Genomic DNA, 14683 nt, shown 5'->3' with positions numbered 1-14683 from the left:
AGTGATGGAGAATGCGATGCAGGCCGATCTGATCCTGACCAATGCGAAGGTTCTGACCATGGACCCGGAACGCCCCCGGGCCGCGGCCGTCGCGGTGGCGGAGGGCCGGATCCTCGCCGTGGGAGCGGCGGCGGAGATCGCGGCCCTGGCCGGGCCGGAGACGAAAGTGATCGACGCGGGCGGGCGCACTTTGCTGCCGGGTTTCGTGGAAAGCCACCTGCATCTGGGCCTCGGCGGCGCGGAACTCGCCGATCTTTACGTGGGCGGGTTGCACGGGCCCGAAAAACTGCGCGCGGCCTTCCTGAAATTCGCCACGGAGAACCCCGACCGGGCGCTTCTGATGGCGCAGGGCGCCGATTACGCGATGCTGGATCATCCGGTCTCGCGCCACGATCTGGATGCGATCATTTCCGACCGCCCGATCGCCATGACCTCGCACGACCATCACACGGTCTGGGCCAATACCGCGGCGCTGCGCGCGGCGGGGATCCTTGACGGCCATGCCACGCCGCCGGGCCATGAGGTGGTGATGGGCGAGGACGGTCTCGCGACCGGAGAATTGCGCGAGTTCGAGGCTTTCGGCCCGGTGATCGCCCTTGGCGGGCTGGAGCGGATCAACCTCGGCATCGCTACCGGGGCGGAACCCGCGACCTGGCCCGGCGAGGCCGAACGCGACGAGGACAAGCTGTATTTCGAGGCCGGGCAAAAGCATTGCGCGCGCTACGGCATCACCTCGATGGTGATGATGGACGGCAACCGCTACACGCTGGAACTCTTGCGCGAATTGCAGCGCGAGGGCCGCTTGCTCGCGCGGGTCAGGGTGCCGTTCCACTACAAGCCGCATATGCAACATTCGGAACTCGACCGCGCCGAAGCGATGGCGCGCGATTTCAACGACGACTGGCTGTCATCGGGCTTCGTCAAGATGTTCATGGACGGCGTGGTCGACAGCCGCACCGCCTATATGCTGAACGATTATCCCGACCAGCCCGGCCACCGCTCGGTGCCGCTGTTCCCGCCCGAGGTGTTCAACCCGCTGGCGGCCGAGATCGACCGGCGCGGGCTTCAGATCGCGGTCCATGCCATCGGCGACGGCGCGGTGCGGGTGGTGATCGACGGCTACGAGGCGGCGCGGCAGCAGAACGGCCCCCGCGATTCCCGCCACCGGATCGAGCATATCGAACTGATCGACCGCGCGGATGTGCCCCGCCTCGGCGCGCTCGGGATCACCGCCAGCCTGCAACCGCCGCATCCCCCCGGCGCGATGGATTTCCCGCTGGAGCCGACTTTGGAACGGATCGGCGCCGCGCGCTGGAAGGATGCCTATCTCTGGAAGACGCTCAGGGATCACGGCGCGCCGGTGGCCTATGCCTCGGACTGGCCGGTGACGGATGTGTCCGTCATGCGGGGCCTCCAGGCGGCGCTGACGCGGCAGCCCTATTCGGCGGATTGCGCCGATGAGCGGCTCTCGCTCATGGACAGCCTTCACGCCTATACCGCGGGCGGGGCCTGGGCCGCGCATATGGATCATGTCACCGGGCGGCTGACCCCGGGGCTGGCGGCGGATCTGGTGCTGCTGGAGGCCGACCTGGAGAGCCTCGCGCCGCAAGAGATCGGCGGCACGGAAGTTGCGCTGACGATCTGCGGCGGGCGGATCACCTGGGCGGGCGAGGGCTGGGGCTGAGACGGATGACGCTACGTCACCCCGGGATGCGCGCCCGGGATGCGCGATTGCGCCTGCCGGGCAGGCGGGTAGACTGGCTTTCCGTCCGCGCGAGGCCGGGCAAAGAAAAGGTATGCGGATGTTTCCCTTCGTTCCGGCCTCTCCGGCGCAGATGATCCGGCTCGGGCTGCGCAGTTCGGTCATGCTGGCCGAGGCCCAGGCGGTGATGGCGATGCGGCTTTTCGGCATGTTCGGCCTCTGGCCGGTCACGCCGCAGGAAAACAGCCGGATGGTGACGGAAAAGATCCAGGCCATGCACGAATCCCAGGCCGCCGCCTTCCGTGCGGTGATGAAGGGCGCCTCTGCCGCCGGGGTGGCCGAGGCGGCTTTGCGCCCGGTGAGCCGCCGCACCCACGCCAATGCCGGGCGGCTGGCGAAGCGCAGCGGCTGATGCGCAGGGCGCTGATCACCGGGGCAGGGGCCGGGATCGGCCGTGCGACGGCCCGCGCGCTGATCGCCGCAGGATGGCAGGTGGCGCTGTTGGGCCGGAACGAGGCCCGCCTGCGCGAGACCGCCGAAGGCTCCGACGCGCTGATCTTGCCCGGCGATGTGGGCGTGCCCGCCGATGTGGACGCCGCCTTCGCCAGGATCGAAGCCGAATGGGGGCGGCTCGATCTTCTGTTCAACAATGCCGGGATCTTCCTCGCCCCCGCGCCCATCGACGAGATTGCGACCGACGACTGGCTGCACCTCGCGCAGACCAATATCACCGGCATGTTCCTCTGCGCCCGCGCGGCCTTCGGCCTGATGCGGCGGCAAAACCCGCAGGGCGGGCGGATCATCAACAACGGCTCGGTCAGCGCCCATGCGCCGCGCCCGGGCTCGGTGCCCTATACGATGTCGAAACATGCCGTCACCGGGCTGACGAAGACGCTGGCGCTGGACGGGCGGCGTTTCGGCATCTCTTGCGGCCAGATCGACATCGGCAATGCCGCGACCGATATGGCGGCGGGTTTCGCGAAGGGGATGGAGCAGGCCGATGGCTCGATCCGCCCCGAGCCGGTGATGGATGTGGAGCATGTCGCCCGCACGGTGGTGCATATGGCCGGGATGCCCGCCGATGTGAACATGCCCTTCGTCGCGATCATGGCGCGCGACATGCCCTGGCTCGGGCGCGGCTGATCACTCTGCCAGACGCCGCTCCATCGTCCCGGCCATCGCGTCCTGCCCGCTGGCGCGCAGCCCCTCGATGGCGCCGAGATAATCGCGCGCTTCCCGGTTCTGGCTCAGCTTGGATTTCGCCAGCACCCGGCTCACGTCGATGCGGAAGGCGACGATCCCCGCCAGCATCGTCGCCATGTAATCCGCCGGGGCATCCGCCATCCGCCAGGCCAGGGCCCCGTTCAGCCGCCGCTCGTGAGCGCGCGTGAGCAGCCCCACCGCCGCGCGTTTCGCGTGATCGTCATGCTGAAACCGGATCCGGCCATGGACATGCACCGCCTGATAATTCCAGGTCGGCACATGGCGGTGATGCTCCGGCTTCGACGGGTAGAAATTCGGCGAGACATAGGCGTCCTCGCCGCGAAACACCGCGAGCACCTCCTGTTCCTCGCCGATCAGCCGGTGCATGTCGTTCGCCAGCGCCAGATGGCCGATCAGCCCGCCATCGGGCGCCGAAAGCAAAGGGATATGATTGGCGATCAGCCCCTCGGCGGTCTGCGCGACGATACAGGCGAGGGGGGCGTGATCGACCACCCGCGCGATCTCATCGCGGCTGATTTCCTGAAAATGCGCGGGAATATACATGGCGGGCCTCCGGGCGCCATTCTGCCCCCGGGCCGCAGGGATGCAAGCTCAGATCGAGAAAGAGGTGCCGCAGCCGCAGGAACTCGCGGCATTGGGGTTCTCGATCACGAAGCGCGCGCCGATCAGCTCATCGGTGAAGTCGATCACCGCGTTTTGCAAAAACGGCAGCGAGACCGGATCGACCAGCACCTTGTGCCCGTCCTTCTCCAGCACCAGATCTTCGGCCGTGGGCTCATCCAGCGCGATCTCATACTGGAACCCCGAACAGCCGCCGCCCGAGACGCCGACGCGAAGCGCCTTCGCTTCGCCGGTCGTCTCGCAGATCTCGGCCAGCCGCGCGAAAGCGCGGTCGGTCACGCGGGGAGGGGCCTCGGCAAACGGGGCGGCGTCAGGGGGAAGCGTCAGTTCCATGGCTGTTCCGGTATCTTTCGGCGCATCACCCGAATATAGGAGGGGCGAGAGAGACGAACAAGCCGGGAACCCCGAACTTCATGCTTGCCCCCTATGCCTGCCAGCCCGATGCCTCGCGCGGACGGCTTTTCGACGAAGGCATGAGCACCTTCCGCTCGCCCTTCCAGCGCGACCGCGACCGGATCATCCATTCCTCGGCCTTCCGGCGGCTGAAACACAAGACCCAGGTCTTCGTCGAACACGAGGGCGATTATTACCGCACCCGCCTGACCCATTCGATCGAGGTGGCCCAGGTCGCCCGCACCATCGCGGGGGTTCTTGGGCTGAACACCGATCTGGCCGAGGCGATCGCGCTGGCGCATGACCTTGGCCATACGCCCTTCGGCCATACCGGCGAGGATGCGCTGGCCCGGCTGATGGAGCCTTACGGCGGTTTCGATCACAACGCCCAGGCCCTGCGCATCGTCACAAGGCTGGAACGCCATTACGCGGGTTTCGACGGGCTGAACCTGACCTGGGAGACGCTGGAAGGCATCGCCAAGCACAACGGCCCGGTGATCGGCCCGAACGCCGATCCGAAACACGCGCATGACCCGGAGGATCTGCCCTATGCGCTGGCCGAGGTGAACGCGGCCTGGGATCTGGAGCTTTCCACCCACGCCAGCGCCGAGGCTCAGGTCGCGGCCATCGCCGACGACGTGGCCTATTCGCATCACGATCTGCACGACGGGCTGCGCTCGGGTCTGTTCGACGAGACGGATCTGATGGATCTGCCGGTTGCAGGCCCCGCCTTCGAGGAGGTGGACCGGCTGTATCCGGGGCTGGAGAAGATGCGCCGCCGGCATGAGGCCCTGCGCCGGGTTTTCGGCCGCATGGTCGAGGATGTGATCCATGTCGCGCAGAACCGGCTGGCCGCCGCGCAGCCGCAGTCGGTGGACGAGATCCGCCATATGGGTACGACGATCATCCGCTTCTCGAAACCGCTCTACCAGGAGCTGAAGGCGGTGCGCAGCTTCCTGTTCCACCGGATGTATCGCGCACCCTCGGTGATGGAAGTGCGGGCGAAAGTGACCGGGGTGATGGATGCGCTCTTCCCGCTGTTCATGGAGCAGCCCGCCCTGCTGCCGCCGGAATGGCACGAGGATGTCGCCCGCGCCGAAGACGAGACCGCGCTCGCCCGTGTGGTGGCGGATTACGTCGCCGGGATGACCGACCGTTTCGCGATCCAGGAACACGCGCGCCTGTTCGATTGCGCCCCGGTTACCGAAGGCGCCTGACCGCCGGCTTGCCTCTGAGGCGCGGCCGGCCGCCTCAGCGGCGCGCCTTCTGCACCGCGCCGGACAGCCACAGCGCCGCCAGCCCCAGCGAGGCGATCGCGTTCCAGGCCGCCATCGACAGGCCCATGAACGACCATGGGATCGCGTCGCAGCGCACCGGCGGCGCGACCGCTTTCGACGGATCCATCAGATCGGCGGCCGAGATCCCGGCGACCGAGCCGCTGGTGCAGGTCGAGACGAATTCCCACCAGCCCTGTTCCACCCCGGCATGGAACAGCCCCAGCCCGGCGGTGGCCAGCGCCGCCAGCGCGCCGATCCAGGGCCAGATCCGCCAGCGCGTGACCAGCCACAACACCAGCACCAGCACCGCCGCCGCATGCGGCCAGCGCTGCCACAGGCACAGCTGGCAGGGCGCAAGCCCGCCGAGATACTGAAAGGCAAAGGCCGCCGCCAGCATCGCCGCCGATCCCAGACCGGCCAGGGTGAGTGCGAGGGTTTTCATGCGGATCTCCGGGCAGGGCGCGTCGCGGACCGTCTTAAGCTCTCCGGCGGGCAAGGAAAAGTCACGGCTTCGCGCGGCCCGCCGCCGCCGGATGCGACGGGGCTTTCGCGCCGCCCGGCCGGGCGCTAGATTCGCCCCCGGTGCAAGTCAGGGGGCAGTCATGCAGTGGAAAGGCCGTCGCGGCAGCCGCAACATCGAGGACCGCCGCCGCGCCGGGGGCGGCATGCGCGCGGGCGGCGCGGCGGGCGTGGGCGGGATCGGCCTCGTGGCGGTCTTCGTCATCGCTTTGCTTCTGGGCGTCGATCCGGCGCAGCTTCTGAACCAGATCGAGCCCGGCGCGGGGTCCTCGGGTGCCCCGGTCGGGATCACCGCCGAGGACGAGGCGGCGGGCGAGTTCGTCTCGGTGGTGCTGGCCGATACCGAAGAGATCTGGACCCGGCTCTTCGCCGATCAGCTGAACCGGCGCTACACGCCCGCGACGCTGGTCCTGTTCAAAGACGGCACGCAGTCGCCCTGCGGCGGCGCCTCGGGGGCGACGGGGCCGTTCTATTGCCCGGCCGACAGGAAGGTCTATCTCGACACCGGCTTTTTCGTCACCATGGAGCATCAGCTCGGTGCGAAAGGCGATTTCGCCGCCGCCTATGTCGTCGCTCATGAGATCGGCCACCATGTGCAGAACGAACTCGGGATCCTGTCGAAGGCCAATTCGGTCCGCCAGCAGGTGAGCGAGGTGGAATCGAACCGGATCTCGGTGATGATCGAATTGCAGGCCGACTGTCTCTCGGGGATCTGGGCGCGCGAGGCGGCCCAAAGCCTCGGCGTGGTCGAGCGCGGCGATTTCGAAGAGGCGCTGAACGCCGCGCGCCGGATCGGCGACGATACGCTGCAAAGGAACGCCGGCCGCCGGCCGATGCCGCATACATTCACCCACGGCACCTCGGAACAGCGCGAGCGCTGGTTCGAGACCGGCTTGCGCAGCGGAAAGATCGCCGCTTGCGACACCTTCTCGGCCGATGCGCTCTGATGTTGACGCGGGCCGGGCCGCCCGCTAGAGGCTGAGCAGGGCCCGAGTGGCGGAATGGTAGACGCAGCGGATTCAAAATCCGCCACCGCAAGGTATGTCGGTTCGAGTCCGACCTCGGGTACCACGCTGATATGATTGGGGGAATTGACGAATTTCGTTGGTTCCCCCGATGTCATCAGGGCAATCATCCCCATGCTCTGTTCCCACGGATACGTTCTGTCTTTTGTTACAGCATGATTTGATCAGCTTTTGACAGGGCTTTCGATTCGCCTTGCGACGAAGGCCGCCATCTCAGGGCTCCGGTTTGTGATGGCCTGAAACTGAGCATGGGTGCAGCCGGCCTGCCGACCCCCCGGGCCCGCGTTCGGGCGCTAAGTCGAACGGGAACGAGCTGACAGCCCGCTTCTTTCAGTCTGCCGGAGTATTTCAGCTCGATCGCCCGGATGTGGGCGGGGAACCTCGGATGTCCGGCCCGTCGCAGGGGTTCCGCGGCGTCGCCCAGGGCTCCCCGGCATCTGTTCCGGCGCCCCGCCGTGCAGGCAGGCGTCGGCGCGGATGCAGAGGGGGCTTCACCTGGGCATTCGGCCGTTTGTCCAGATGCCGGAACGCGGGGTGGCTCAAGGGTCCGGGGGATCCTCGAAAGCGCATATCCGCTCCGGTCCGCGCACAGCCCTGTCTCCTGCCAGGCGCGGAGTAGCGAGGCGCGGGCAGGTTCCGCGGCATCAGGTTTGCAGCCATGGCCCTGGCGTTGTCGCGGTTCCGACCGGCCGTCCGGCCTCGGGAACCAGATGAGAAAGGCGGGGCAGGGGGGCTGCTTTTGGTTTTCGGGCGCCGGGGGGCAGGATCCTCCAGGATCTGGCGGGCGCGGGCAGAGGTTGCCCGCTCGGGCGGCGGCGAAATCTCCGCCGAAAAAGAGGGCTTTCATTCTTACGATTTCTTTGATATCTAAAGTATGTATCGCATAGCCTGCCGCATATCCCGCCCGGTCTTCCTGCCGGGATCCCCCCGGGAAGCGCAGGTGGCGAAAAGACGGTGATCGCGGCCTCTCTCCGGCGAGACCCTATGCCATGCGAATGTGGAATGATTCGCTTTTTGCCGGGTCAGGCGTTGGCCAGGCGGAATAATTATGTGTAAAATCGTCTCACTGGTGACGGAACGGCAACCCGTCTGCCCCGGCTTCGACACATTCATGCCATTTTTCTGAAGCCCCGCTTCTTCCCAGGGTTGATCGCTCCTGTTTCCATTCCGGCGACAGTATCGGAGCGAAACCTGCGCGTAACCGGCGTAAACATGTCTGTTTTACCGGAAAGCCCGGGCGGAACTGGCAATGTTCTGGAAACGAATGCCATCTGTTCTGCGGTCACAGCCGTTTGCGGCGGCGGCCGGATGGCCCGGCTTGCAACCCAGGATTACCTTAATCCTGCCCTTTTCTGCTTCACTCCGGGGTAAACGAGGGCTAAATGAATCATGTCAACTGCAAGCGTATGGGCCGTGGGGGCGGTCGTATGTTGGTGGTGTGCCGCAAGGCACCTTTGGGTGACGAGAGTGCTGCCGTTTCCGGTTTTCCGGTTTGTCCGTAGTTTTTACGGGTTGGTCTTTTATTGGGACCGGCATCCCCCTCATCCCATCACCTCCATCCGGCGGGTTCGCTAGGGTCTTACCCCTGCGATTCGGACCCGTTGCCAAGGTTGTTGCCGGAGCAGAGCTCCGGTCACTGATTGGGAGACAGGCCCGCGTTTTATCGCGGCCCGGATGACGAGGAAAAGAAATGCCGGTTTTCGCCCTTTTCAACTTTGACGAATCGTCGTCCAGCTGGCTGCGTGATGAGGCTTTGGGCAACGGCCCTCAGGACGGCTATCTCTATGACGGCGCCCATACCGGCGGGGGGGTGCTCAGCCTCGACGGTGACTCGGCCTATGCCAAGATCTTCCCCTCGCAGGAATTCCAGCTCGACAGCGGCACCCTGGGGATCAGCTTCACCCCCACGGACACCAACCCGCGCTGTCCGCAGACCGTGGCCTCGCGCGACAGCGTCGGCGAGAACCAGGGCAGCTTCCGCATCGAGGTGACACCCGACGGCGCGGTCGTGGTGACCCATGAGACCGCGGGCGATTCCACCGTATTCACCACCGGACCGGGCTTTTTCAGCCCCGGCGATCAGATCGACCTGACCTATTCCTGGGATCAGGGCGGCACCGGCGGCCAGCTCAATATCTCGAACGTGACCACCGGCGGCAGCCACAGCGCCGATGTGCCGTCCGATCTGACCATGGAAATGGCCGGCAACGGCCAGCCCTGGGTTCTGGGCGGCAGCCAGGAGACCGCGACCGGCTCGCAGCATCCGGAGATCACCGAACATTTCGAGGGCACGGTCGGTCATTTCTGGATCTCGGACACGGTGGACAACACCGTCACCCCCGAGCCGCCGGTCGCCAATCCCGACACCGCCGAAGTGGTCGAGGATGGCAGCGTCGTCATCGACGTGCTGGCCAATGATACCGACCCCGAGGGCCAGCCGCTGACCGTCACCGGCGCCACGGCCGGGAACGGCACCGTCACCATCGGCACGGACGGCCGTCTGACCTATGTGCCCAACCCCGATTACAACGGCACCGATACGATCACTTACGAGATCACCGATGCCGACGGGCTGACCGCGACCTCGACGGTCACGGTCACCGTGACCCCGGTCAATGACGACCCGGTGGCGAACGACGACCACGGCTCGACCACGGCGGGCACGCCGGTGGTGCTGTTCCCGCTGGCGAACGACACCGATGTCGACGGCGACACGCTGAGCATCACCGGCACCCCGGTCAGCGGCCAGGGCACGGTCGATGTGCTGACCGACGGCTCGATCCGCTTCACGCCGGCTCCGGGCTTCACCGGCACCGCCGAGATTCAATATGAGATCAGCGACGGCAACGGCGGCTCCGACACCGCGACGATCTTCGTCGAGGTCACTCCGGGCGCCCGCGACGGCATCGTCACCGGCACCGATGGCGACGATCTGATCGACACCGGCTATGTCGATCCCGACGGCGACCGGGTGGACGGCGGCGATGCGCTCATTCCGGGCGACGGGCCGGACGACGACCGGATCTATGCCGGCGCCGGCAATGACACCGTGCGCGCGGGCGAGGGCGACGATACCGTCTATGGCGGAGATGGCGACGATCTGATCTATGGCGGACCGGGCGACGATGTGCTGCACGGCGATGCCGGCAATGACACGATCATCGGCGGCGACGGCAGCGACACCGTCTACGGCGGCGACGGCGATGATTACATCGATACCTCGGGCAGCAACAATCCGCTGCCGGATATCGACTATCCCGGCTATTACGGGGCCGATCCCGACCCGGAGAACGACCGCGATCTGGTCTATGGCGGCGCGGGCAACGATACGATCCTTACCGGCGACGATGCCGATACGATCTATGCCGGTGACGGCAATGATTTCGTCGATGCGGGCTGGGATGCCGATCTGGTCTATGGCGGCGATGGCGACGACACGCTGATCGGCAACGAGGGTGCCGATACGATCTACGGCGGTGCCGGCGACGATCTGATCTTCGGCGGGCTCGACGAGCGTTTCGGCGAAATACTCGACATCCCCGACGATCGCGACCTGCGCCCCAACAACAACACCGATCTGCTCTACGGGGGCGACGGCAACGACACGATCTACGGCCGCGACGACAACGACACGCTCTATGGCGATGCGGGCGACGATCTGCTGTTCGGCGGGATCGACAACGATCAGTTGTTCGGCGGCGACGGGAACGACACGCTGAACGGGGATGAGGGCAATGACATCCTGCACGGCGATGCGGGCGACGATCTGCTGAACGGCGGCACCGGCAATGATACGCTCTACGGCGGCACCGGCAACGACACGCTGTACGGCGGCGAGGGCGACGACGTGCTGTTCGGCGACGAGGGCGACGATGTCCTCTACGGTGGTGCGGGCAACGACACGCTGTTCGGCGGCGAGGGCGCGGATCTGCTCGACGGTGGTGAGGGCGAGAACGTCCTCTTCGGCGGCGCCGGCAACGACACGATCCATGCCAGCGGCGGCGATACCGTCTTCGGCGGCGCCGACCGCGATCTGATCATCCTCGACGGCCGGCCGACCGGCTCCAATACCTATATCGACGGCAGCGAGGAGGGCGACGATTACGACACGCTCGACCTTTCCGGCGCGGGCCCGCTGCGGATCGACTACGATCCTGACAATCCCGAGAACGGCCGCGTCACCTTCTTCGACGACGACCGCAATCCGGTCGGCACGCTCGATTTCCGCAATATCGAGCATGTCATCCCCTGCTTCACCCCCGGCACGCTGATCGCGACGCCGAAGGGCGAGGTGCCGGTCGAGGAACTGCGCGCGGGCGACCGGGTGATCACCCGCGACAACGGCATCCAGGAAATCCGCTGGATCGGCGAGAAGGCGCTCTCGGGCCAGGAGCTGCGGCTCAACCGCCATCTCCAGCCGGTGCTGGTCCGGGCGCACAGCCTGGGGAACGGCCTGCCGGAACGCGATATGCTGGTCTCGCCCAACCACCGGCTGCTGGTGGCGAACGACCGCACCCAGCTTTACTTCGACGAGCATGAGGTGCTGGTCGCGGCCAAGCATCTGGTGGGGGCGAAAGGCATCCATGCGGTGGAATCGATCGGCGTCAGCTACATCCATTTCATGTGCGACCGTCACGAGGTGGTGCTGTCGAACGGCGCCTGGACCGAGAGCTTCCAGCCCGGCGACTATACGCTGAAGGGCATGGGCAATGCGCAAAGGAACGAGATCTTCGAACTCTTCCCCGAGCTGAAGACCGATGCAGGGCTGGAGGGCTATCAGGCCGCCCGCCGCACGCTGAAGCGCCACGAGGCCAGACTTCTGGCGCGCTGATCCCCATTATTGCGGTTATGCAGCGAATCCGGTGCCATACGGCACCGGATGAGAGGGAAAGAGGCCCCGGTCGGGGCCTCTTTTCTTTTGTTTCGCAGGCGGAGCCCGTCTGTTGCAGCCGTCTCTGCCCGGCAGGATCGGATGCTCTGCCGCAGGCCACGGCGACCAAAATCCTTCCAAGGATTTTGGCAATTTTCTTCGAAGAAAATTGTCGGAGCGGACCTGCCGGACCCGGGCCCGGATCTAAGGCTCTGGCATGATCGCAGAATGTCGCGGGGAGTGATGATCCCGGCAGATCGCAATCCCTCGAAGAGGATTGCCGGCGCTGTTGCGCCAGCCTCCTGACGCCGGCATCCCGAAGCCGGTCAGGGCGTCATTTCTCGGGGATCAGCCCGCGCGGGGCGAAACGCAGCACCACCAGCATGATCGCGCCGAGCGTCAGCAGCCGCATATGTGCCGCCGATTCCGCCAGCCGGGTCTTCAGCTCGCCCGAGGGCAGGCCCGCGGTGATGTAACCCATCATCTGCGGCCCGAGGAACTCCACCGCCAGATAGAGCCAGCCGATCAGCACGCCGCCGAGGATCGCGCCCCAGTTGTTGCCCGAGCCGCCGACGATCACCATCACCCAGATCAGGAAGGTGAAGCGCAAGGGGGTATAGCTGGTCGGCGTCAGCTGGCCGTCGAGCGAGGTCATCATCGCTCCCGCCAGACCCACCACCGCCGAGCCGATGATGAAGATCTGCAAATGGCGGAACTTGACGTGTTTTCCCATCGCCCCGGCGGCGATCTCGTTGTCGCGGATGGCGCGGACCATGCGGCCCCAGGGGCTGTTCAGCGCCCGCTCGCACAGCCAGACCAGCGTCAGCAGCACCAGGGTGAACAGCGCGGCATAGATCAGCTTCACCGTGATCGCCGATGTCGCCACCGGATCCAGCCCCGCCGCCGTCACCCGGCCGACGAAATCCGGGTCGGCCTGGAGGCTGATCTCATAGGGCACCGGCCAGGGGCGCGGCAGGTCGATCAGGTTCTTGACGCCGCGCGCCAGCCAGTCCTCGTTCCTGAGAACCGCGATGATGATCTCGCCGATGCCGAGCGTGGCGATGGCGAGGTAATCCTCGCGCAGGCCAAGGGCGACCTTGCCGATCACCCAGGCCGCCGCCGCGGCCAGCGCGGCCCCGACCGGCCAGGCCCAGAGCGAGTTCAGCCCCAGCCCGCCGATATGCCCGGCCTGGGCGGAATTGTTGGCCTCGACCGCCAGCACCGCCGGATCGAGCAGGCCCCGGTAGATGAAGAAGGCGACGACCAGGAACAGGATGGTGGCAAGGCTGCGGCTGGTGCCTTTCGGCAGTTTGCGCTGCATCCAGACCGCCAGCGCGATGGCAACCGCGGCAAAGGCCAGCGCCGCGGCGATGCGCGGGGTGCCCGCAGCCCATGCCCCGGCGGCGGGCTTGCCCGAGATCAGCGCCACCCCCAGCCCGCCAAGCGCCACCGAGCCGACGATCCCAGCCGAGAACAGCCCGGCATAGCCCCACTGGATGTTCACCCCGATCGCCATGATCGCCGACAGCAGCGCGAGGTTCAGGATGTTGAGGCTGAGGTTCCAGCTCTGGAACACGCCGGTCAGCACGAAAAGCATCGCGACGCCCGCGAAAAGCGAAAGATTGCGCATGGTGCCGCTCATCTCACTTGCCCCCCATGATGCCGTTCGGCTTCACCAGAAGCACGATGATCAGAATGACGAAGCTGACCGCCACCTTGTAATCGGTGGACAGGGCCTGCCACAGCCCTTCGCCCAGCCAGCTTTCCGGCACCAGATAGGACAGGATCTTGCGCCAGGCATTGGTGACGAGGATTTCGGAAAACGCGATCACGAAACCGCCCAGGATCGCGCCGATCGGCGAGCCGAGGCCGCCGACGATGGCCGAGGCGAAGATCGGCAGCAGCATGCCGAAATAGACGAAGACGCGGTAATTCTTGTCCAGCCCGTAAAGCGTGCCCGCGATGGTCGCCAGCGCCCCGGCGATGATCCAGGTCACCATGACCACGCGGTCGGGATTGATCCCCGACAGAAGCGCCAGATCCTCGTTGTCGGAAAACGCCCGCATCGATTTCCCCGTGCGGGTGCGGTTGAGGAACCAGAACAGCGCCGCCACACAAAGCACCGCCACCACGACGGAAACCGCCTGGGTGGTGCGGATCGCCAGCGGCTCGGCCAGCCCGGTCGTGGCGCGGAAATCGGCGGGCGCCAGCAGGAAGCGCGCGCCGTCGTCGAATTTCACCTCGCGGGTGCCGAGGATCATCCGCACCACGCCGTTCATCACGAACATCACGCCGACCGAGGCGATCATCAGAATGATCGGCCGCGCCTTCTGGCGGCGGTAAAAGCGGTAGACCACCCGGTCGGTGCCCAGCACCATCAGCGCGGTCGTTGCGATGGCGAGGGGCAGGGCGAGAAGCGCCGTCGGCAGCGGCCCTGCACTGATCCCCCAGGACTGCAACAGCCATGTGAACAGGATCGCCATCACCGTGCCGAAGGCCATGGTGTCGCCATGGGCGAAGTTCGAGAACCGCAGCACCGCGAAGATCAGCGTCACCCCGAGCGCGCCGAGCGCAAGCTGGCTGCCATAGGTCAGCCCGGGAACGAGGACGAAATTGGCGAAAGCGACAAGCGCGTTGAGAAGGTCCATTGTCAGCTCACCGGATCGCTGTGGCGCAGAAGGCAGGAGCCGGACGAGGAGAATGTCGTGCCATCCGCAACCTTCTGTTCGATGGAGAAATAGGTGTAATGCGTTCTCATCCACATGACGGTCAGTTCGGCGCCGTCCGGGCTGCGCCCGTCCCTATGGCGCAGGTCGGGAACCCGCTGCTTTCGGGGCCGCAGCCGGGTTTCTTCGCCGCCGGACAGGACAGAGGGGGCGTCGGTGTCGAAGCCCCGGATCTCCACCAGCCTCGCGGGATCGCCCGCGGGAAGGCTGCGGCAGGTCCCGGGGCCCGAGCAGATCTGTTCGCGCTCGCACAGCAGATCGCCGGCCAGCGCGGGCGGTGCGGCCGAGGAAAGGGCGGCGATGCTGGCTGTAATCAGCCGGTCCAT

General features: G+C 66.3%; 12 protein-coding genes and 1 tRNA gene. 7 read left to right on the top strand and 6 right to left on the bottom strand.

Annotation, left to right across the window (positions count from 1 at the left end; all coding sequences use genetic code 11):
• Window positions 1-16 precede the first annotated feature (16 nt).
• The 3 genes from XINFAN_RS12630 to XINFAN_RS12620 all read left to right on the top strand — a co-directional run bounded on the left by XINFAN_RS12630 (window position 17) and on the right by XINFAN_RS12620 (window position 2845).
• Window positions 17-1684 (top strand): amidohydrolase, encoded by a 1668-nt coding sequence (locus tag XINFAN_RS12630; RefSeq protein WP_124087230.1) that lies wholly within the window; start codon window positions 17-19, stop codon window positions 1682-1684.
• 112 nt (window positions 1685-1796) lie between these two features.
• Window positions 1797-2114, top strand: a complete 318-nt coding sequence (locus XINFAN_RS12625; RefSeq protein WP_124087229.1) for an antifreeze protein — start codon at window positions 1797-1799, stop codon at window positions 2112-2114.
• Window positions 2114-2845 (top strand): SDR family oxidoreductase, encoded by a 732-nt coding sequence (locus tag XINFAN_RS12620; RefSeq protein ID WP_124087228.1) that lies wholly within the window; start codon window positions 2114-2116, stop codon window positions 2843-2845. The genes XINFAN_RS12625 and XINFAN_RS12620 overlap by 1 nt, the downstream gene beginning before the upstream one ends.
• On the opposite strand, the gene XINFAN_RS12615 is transcribed toward XINFAN_RS12620, so the two are convergent.
• Together XINFAN_RS12615 and XINFAN_RS12610 are read right to left on the bottom strand one after the other, a co-directional pair.
• On the bottom strand, window positions 2846-3469 hold the full coding sequence (locus tag XINFAN_RS12615; protein ID WP_124087227.1) for an FMN-binding negative transcriptional regulator: 624 nt from the start codon (window positions 3467-3469) through the stop codon (window positions 2846-2848).
• A 48-nt stretch (window positions 3470-3517) separates the two neighbouring features.
• Window positions 3518-3880, bottom strand: a complete 363-nt coding sequence (locus XINFAN_RS12610) for a HesB/IscA family protein (RefSeq protein WP_124087226.1) — start codon at window positions 3878-3880, stop codon at window positions 3518-3520.
• Between the two features lie 80 nt (window positions 3881-3960).
• Between XINFAN_RS12610 and XINFAN_RS12605 the strand changes: the two genes are divergently transcribed.
• Window positions 3961-5157, top strand: coding sequence for a deoxyguanosinetriphosphate triphosphohydrolase (locus XINFAN_RS12605; protein ID WP_124087225.1), 1197 nt, complete (start codon window positions 3961-3963; stop codon window positions 5155-5157).
• A gap of 34 nt (window positions 5158-5191) precedes the next feature.
• On the opposite strand, the gene XINFAN_RS12600 is transcribed toward XINFAN_RS12605, so the two are convergent.
• Window positions 5192-5659, bottom strand: coding sequence for a disulfide bond formation protein B (locus tag XINFAN_RS12600; RefSeq protein ID WP_124087224.1), 468 nt, complete (start codon window positions 5657-5659; stop codon window positions 5192-5194).
• A gap of 160 nt (window positions 5660-5819) precedes the next feature.
• Here XINFAN_RS12600 and ypfJ point away from each other — a divergent pair, with 160 nt between their 5' ends.
• From ypfJ to XINFAN_RS12585, 3 genes are all read left to right on the top strand, one after another.
• Window positions 5820-6683 carry a KPN_02809 family neutral zinc metallopeptidase gene (ypfJ, locus tag XINFAN_RS12595; protein ID WP_124087223.1) on the top strand — a complete coding sequence of 288 codons (864 nt, stop codon included), beginning with the start codon at window positions 5820-5822 and terminating at the stop codon, window positions 6681-6683.
• Window positions 6684-6723: 40 nt separating this feature from the next.
• Window positions 6724-6807, top strand: a tRNA-Leu gene (locus tag XINFAN_RS12590).
• A 1644-nt stretch (window positions 6808-8451) separates the two neighbouring features.
• Window positions 8452-11592 (top strand): Hint domain-containing protein, encoded by a 3141-nt coding sequence (locus tag XINFAN_RS12585; RefSeq protein ID WP_124087222.1) that lies wholly within the window; start codon window positions 8452-8454, stop codon window positions 11590-11592.
• 373 nt (window positions 11593-11965) lie between these two features.
• Here the strand turns inward: XINFAN_RS12585 and XINFAN_RS12580 are convergent, their stop codons facing one another.
• The 3 genes from XINFAN_RS12580 to XINFAN_RS12570 are packed head-to-tail and all read right to left on the bottom strand — an operon-like array spanning window position 11966 to window position 14683.
• Entirely contained in the window at window positions 11966-13273 is a 1308-nt protein-coding gene (locus tag XINFAN_RS12580) for a branched-chain amino acid ABC transporter permease (protein WP_124087221.1), read from the bottom strand.
• A 1-nt stretch (window position 13274) separates the two neighbouring features.
• Complete coding sequence (locus XINFAN_RS12575; protein ID WP_124087220.1) at window positions 13275-14279, bottom strand: branched-chain amino acid ABC transporter permease; 1005 nt, start codon at window positions 14277-14279, stop codon at window positions 13275-13277.
• A gap of 2 nt (window positions 14280-14281) precedes the next feature.
• Window positions 14282-14683 carry a hypothetical protein gene (locus XINFAN_RS12570; RefSeq protein ID WP_124087219.1) on the bottom strand — a complete coding sequence of 134 codons (402 nt, stop codon included), beginning with the start codon at window positions 14681-14683 and terminating at the stop codon, window positions 14282-14284.

This window comes from Pseudogemmobacter humi (assembly GCF_900609055.1).
Classification (GTDB): domain Bacteria; phylum Pseudomonadota; class Alphaproteobacteria; order Rhodobacterales; family Rhodobacteraceae; genus Pseudogemmobacter; species Pseudogemmobacter humi.
Note: the sequence above shows the minus strand (reverse complement) of the source record. Positions and strands in the feature narration are given on the sequence as shown.